The organism is Streptomyces sp. AcH 505 (genome assembly GCF_000818175.1).
Lineage (GTDB): Bacteria > Actinomycetota > Actinomycetes > Streptomycetales > Streptomycetaceae > Streptomyces.
Genome location: NZ_JTIY01000002.1, coordinates 1,317,539 through 1,322,276, shown reverse-complemented (window position 1 = coordinate 1,322,276; position 4,738 = coordinate 1,317,539). Strand labels below are relative to the sequence as shown.

4 protein-coding genes and 1 pseudogene are annotated in these 4,738 nt (G+C 69.9%); 3 read left to right on the top strand and 2 right to left on the bottom strand.

Going from position 1 to position 4,738, the window contains the following annotated elements; genetic code table 11:
- Nucleotides 1-184: 184 nt before the first annotated feature.
- Both HY68_RS35855 and HY68_RS35850 read left to right on the top strand, forming a co-directional pair.
- The gene (locus tag HY68_RS35855) at nt 185-430 is read left to right on the top strand and encodes a hypothetical protein (RefSeq protein WP_041999975.1); all 246 of its coding nucleotides are present in this window, start codon (nt 185-187) and stop codon (nt 428-430) included.
- Nucleotides 431-709: 279 nt separating this feature from the next.
- The gene (locus HY68_RS35850; protein WP_157874513.1) at nt 710-3,151 is read left to right on the top strand and encodes a GH92 family glycosyl hydrolase; all 2,442 of its coding nucleotides are present in this window, start codon (nt 710-712) and stop codon (nt 3,149-3,151) included.
- Between the two features lie 461 nt (nt 3,152-3,612).
- Here HY68_RS35850 and HY68_RS35845 read toward each other — a convergent pair whose 3' ends face one another.
- Nucleotides 3,613-4,266 (bottom strand): hypothetical protein, encoded by a 654-nt coding sequence (locus tag HY68_RS35845; RefSeq protein WP_241778875.1) that lies wholly within the window; start codon nt 4,264-4,266, stop codon nt 3,613-3,615.
- 104 nt (nt 4,267-4,370) lie between these two features.
- Between HY68_RS35845 and HY68_RS42410 the strand changes: the two are divergent.
- A pseudogene (locus HY68_RS42410) lies at nt 4,371-4,478 on the top strand (IS5/IS1182 family transposase); the annotation flags it as partial.
- On the opposite strand, the gene HY68_RS44430 reads toward HY68_RS42410, so the two are convergent.
- Nucleotides 4,453-4,593, bottom strand: a complete 141-nt coding sequence (locus HY68_RS44430; protein ID WP_198533524.1) for a VOC family protein — start codon at nt 4,591-4,593, stop codon at nt 4,453-4,455. The pseudogene HY68_RS42410 and the gene HY68_RS44430 overlap by 26 nt on opposite strands.
- Nucleotides 4,594-4,738 lie beyond the last annotated feature (145 nt).

Here is a 4,738-nt window from a genome sequence, read left to right as displayed (position 1 = left end):
GCTGTCCGGCGGGGCCGTTCACCAGCTGCCCGCGAGCCTCGACAGGCAGGCTTTCGCACCCCCGCCACGGCAGTGCGACCCGGCGCGCTGTGCGGCCAGCACAGCGCGGCGGTCTGAGCGCCGAGCAGCAGCTCGCGGCGCCCGAGGGGATCAACCACGGCCAGCTCTCTAGTGCGTTGCCACCGTGAACCTGACCGACCTGAGGGAGCGCGGGCTGTTCGTCACCAAGCTCGGGGGCGGCAACGCCTATCCGGACAGCCTGGACATGCTGCGCCAACTCATCGTGAAGGCACTGGAAATGCACGCACGCAAGCCCTTAGTTCTCGCGGAGAGCGGCAGCACGTTCCCGTTGAGCCGTACGGTCGAGGCGTACGAGGCCCTGTCAGCGCCGCACTCCGGCCAGATCATAGTCATCTCCGAACACCAGTAGGCCAGTAGGGTCATTCCACGTCCGCTCACACGCCCGATGCGGCGTCCCGTGCGGTGTGTACAGTGGCAAACCCCGCCCTCACGGCGCCGAGCGGACGTGAGGGCGGAGTCGGCGACCCGTCCTTCCATCCCGCTTCCCTCCCGCTTCCGTGCCGGTTACATCCATTGACTTGTGATCAACCGAGTGGAAAGGTCGCCTCCGCGCCCTAGACAACGTTGTCAGACACGAGCCCTCGGACGGTGGCGCGCGGACTGGCAGGGCGTGGAGATGGAGAGCGGCATGGGACAGGACGCACCTCTGGGCGGGCCCCACCTGACGCGCAAGACGTTCCTGCGGGGTCTCGCCGTGACTGGCGCGGGCGTGGCGCTCGCGCAGTCACCGCTGCTGGGTGGCGTGGCCGGCGCGGTGTCCGGCCCGGCGAAGGGCGCGGGCGCCGGGGGCGGCTCCAGAGACCTGGCCGGGCACGTGAACCCGTTCGTGGGCACGGCGATCCAGAAGGACAGCCCCTCCGTCTTCGGCGGTCAGCAGGCCGGGAACACCCACCCCGGAGCCGTCGCGCCGTTCGGGATGCTCACCTGGGGGCCGGACACGGTCGAGAAGCAGCCAGGCGGCTACTCCTGGGCTGCCCCGACCATTCGCGGTTTCAGCCTGACGCACGTCTCGGGCGGCGGCTGCGACTCGCTCGGCGACTTCCCGTTCATGCCGTTTCCCGGCGAGGTGACCTCCTCGCCCGCCACGACACCCGAGCGCTACGCCTCGGCCTTCTCCCACGACGCGGAGTCCGCCTCACCGGGCTACTACGGAGTGCACCTGGACAACGGCGCGAAGGCGGAGTTCACCGCGACACAGCGCGCGGGGACGGGCCGCTTCACCTATCCGCGCGGCAAGACGGCGAGCCTGCTCGTGGACGTCTCGGGCTCGGCGGCCGGAACGAGCGCCGCCGAGGTGCGAGTAGGGCGCAACACGCTCAGCGGCTCGGCCACGAGCGGCATGTTCTGCGGCGCGGCCGACTCCTACCAGGTCTACTTCTGGGCCGAGTTCGACCAGCCGTTCAAGACCTCGGGCACCTGGAGCGGAGACTCCGTGCAGCCCGGCGGTTCGAAGGCGTCGTGCGAGGCGCAGCAGAGCGACACGGACGACACGAGCGAGGGCGTGTGCCTCGCCACCGGCACGAGCGCCGCCGGTACCGGCACGGCCGGCTGCGGCGCGTACGTCACCTTCCACGGGCCGGTGGCCGAGGCCCGGGTGGGTATCTCCTTCACCAGCGTGGCCGCCGCGCGCGCCAACCTGCGCGCCGAGAACCACGGCAGCTTCGCGGCCCAGCGCGCACGGGCCCGGGCCACGTGGAACGAACAGCTCGGAGCGATCCGCGTCGACGGCGGCGAGCCCGCGGACCTCGCGACCTTCTACACCGCGCTCTACCACTGCTTCCTGCACCCCAACGTCTTCTCCGACGCGAACGGCGACTACACAGGCTTCGACGGCAAGACGCACCGCACGCGACGCGGGCACGCGCAGTACGCGAACTTCTCGGGCTGGGACGTCTACCGCTCCCAGATCCAGCTGCTCGCCATGCTCGCGCCGCGCGAGACGAGCGACATGATGCAGTCGATGGTGAACGACTACGCACAGGGCGGCCAACTGCCCAAGTGGTCGCTCGCCAACGACGAGTCGTACATCATGGTCGGCGACCCGGCCGCGCCGATCTTCGCCGAGGCCTACGCCTTCGGGGCCAGGGATTTCGACACACGGGCAGCGCTCGACGCGCTCGTCGCGCAAGCCACGAAGGCAAACAGGATCAGGCCCGGCATCGAGGACTTCCAGAAGTTCGGCTACCTCCCGGCCGACCGGACGTACGAGCAGTACCACTACGGTTCGGTCTCCACCTCGCTGGAGTACAACACCGCCGACTTCGCCATCGCAGAACTCGCCCGGCAGACCGGGGACATGGGCACCGCGCGGACCTTCGACCAGCGCGCACAGTACTGGCGCAAGCTGTTCAACCCGAAGACCGGCTACGTCCAGGGGCGCAACGCCGACGGCTCCTGGGTCGCGGACTTCGACCCGGCGAGCCCCGCGAACTTCGTGGAGGGCAACGCCGCGCAGTACACCTGGATGGTGCCCTTCGACGTGCGCGGCCTCTTCGACGCACTCGGCGGCGACAAGGCCGTCCGCACCCGCCTCGACACTTTCTTCACCCAGCTCAACGCCGGGATGGACAAGCCGTACGCCTGGATGGGCAACGAACCGAACATCCCGGCCCCTTACCTGTACGCGTACGCGGGCGCGCCGTACCGCACGCAGGAGGTCGTACGCCGCGCGATGACGGAGCTGTACACCCCGGAGGCAGGCGGGCTGCCGGGCAACGACGACCTCGGCACGATGAGCGCCTGGTACGTGTGGTCGGCACTCGGCATGTTCCCGCAGGTGCCGGGACGGGCCGAACTGGTCCTCGCCAGCCCGCTGTTCCGCGCGGCCACCGTACGACTCGGCTCGGGCCGCACCATCGAGGTGCACGCACCCCACGCCGCACGGAACGCGCCGTACGTGCGGGGGCTACGCGTCGACGGCCGCCGCTCCACGAAGCCGTGGCTGCCGGCCACCTTCGCGCACACCGGTGGCCGCCTCGACTTCTCCCTCGCGGCGGCACCGGACCGGCACTGGGGCAGCGACCCGACCGACGCCCCGCCCTCCTTCGGCAAGAACAGCCACCGAGCCTGACCCTCCCGAGCCCCTTCCGGCCGTGCGCGCCGGAAGGGGCTCACCGCCCGCCGCACGACGACGACTCGCGGGCGCAGGTCGAAGGCGGGAATCTGCCGCGGGAACGGCATGCTGGCCATGTCGTGGCACAGGCGGCCGAGTTGCTCCCTGGCGTCCGGGACATCCTCGGCGCCGGTACCGAAGGCGGTGCGGAACAGTTCCAGGCGGTCGGCGAGGAGCGGGAGGACACCGCCGCCGTGGGTAAGAATCCAGCGGATGCCGGGATGCCGGACGAGGACCCCGTTGAAGAGCAGGTCGCCGGCAGTGCGGGTCGTGTCGAACAGGAACTCCGCCATCGGCCGGGGCGGTCACCGAAGGTCGGTTCCACCTCGGTCCGGTCCCGCGATTCGTCCCAGTACGTGCGTCGGTTCAGGTCGTTTCGAACCAGAGCGCTCCGTAAGCCGAGGGGTCGGCGGCGGGGCTCAGTCTTCGTCGCGGTGTGCGGCGGCGGCCCAGCGACGGATGTGCTTGTCGTGGTGAGCCCGGGCGGATGCGAGGGTGCTCTCGAGTAGTTGATGCAGACGTGGCGGGTATGCCGTGCGGGAGGCGGGCAGGAAGAGCAGGACGCGGTGGCGCATCCGCAGATCGGTGGTCTCGGCGAACACCCGCATCGATGTCTCCAGCCAGGCGTCCTTGATGTCGCGCGACTCGTCCAAAGCGGGGTCACGTATCCCACCGGGTCCGTAAGCCGGCGACCGCTCTGCGCGCAAAGGGACATGGGCGCTGTACCAGGCCCGCACGGCACCCGCTCGCTCAGCATCCGTGCCGATCCGGAGATAGTCGACCAATGCCGCCATCACACGGCGACGCCCGAATGCGTACACGGCTGGCTCGACGAACCAGCGGCAGAAGCTGGGGTCCGGATCGTACACGGCTGCCGCCATCAACGGGGCGAACAACTCCTCGGGCAGACTCGCACGTTCGAGCAGCGGCTTACGCACCGCGACGGCGAAGCGGCGGGCATGCCGGCCGTACGTCTTCACGACCGCGTCTTCGACACCCAGCAGCCGAGCCACCTCCGTCGCGCACATCAGGAATGAACGCGGTTCCATGTCGCTCTGCCCGTCCTCGGCCATGACAGCATTCTGGACTGGCCACGTCGGCTGATCCCTGCTGGGCGCTGGCCCACGCCCGGAAAAGCTCCGCTCGGCCCCTTTCACTGGCTTGGAACGATCACGGAGTGGCTGCTGTGATCACGGCGTCCGAGCCGTCCTGGACAACCCCCTTCACCAGGCTGAGCCCGCGCCGCTTCGGCAGGTTGGTCACTGCACTGCGGTGCGAGGGTGCGTTACCGCGCCGAACGCCCGCTCCCACCAGGCCAGGCTCTGGTCCGCATCGCTCACCGGGAACGTCAGGTGGTGGACCTTGTCCAGGACGGCCGGTTGCACGTTCTGTCGCGTCATGACACCTGCCCGTTGAGGACCGCGCGGACCACGGTCAGGTCCTGGTCGCCGAGGCCGGCCCCCGCGGCGCGGGTATAGATCTGCTCGACCCGCGCCAACAGCAGGTCCGGTACTCCCGCCGACGCCGCGGCGGTGCGTATGTGGG